General features: G+C 34.8%; 1 pseudogene. It reads left to right on the forward strand.

What is annotated here, in order from left to right:
- Positions 1-256 (forward strand): annotated as a pseudogene (locus KI686_RS17765) (6-phosphogluconolactonase); the annotation flags it as partial.

Consider the following 256-nt stretch of genomic DNA (forward strand, 5'->3'; position numbering starts at 1 on the left):
TGGTTTAGAAAATACGCCAAGAACAGCAATAACATTAGGAGTAAAGAAAATAATGGAAGCCAAGAGAGTCATTTTAATGGCTTGGGGAGAAAGCAAATCTAATATTATAAAAGCCTCTGTAGAAGATGAAGTTACAAGTCATGTACCCGCTTCTTATTTACAAGAACATGATAATGCAACGTTTGTTTTAGATCAAGCGGCAGCTTCTAAATTAACAAGAATCAATACGCCTTGGTTGGTAGAAAAAATTGTTTGG

The sequence above is a fragment of the Polaribacter sargassicola genome (genome assembly GCF_021991835.1).
Taxonomy (GTDB): Bacteria; Bacteroidota; Bacteroidia; order Flavobacteriales; family Flavobacteriaceae; genus Polaribacter; species Polaribacter sargassicola.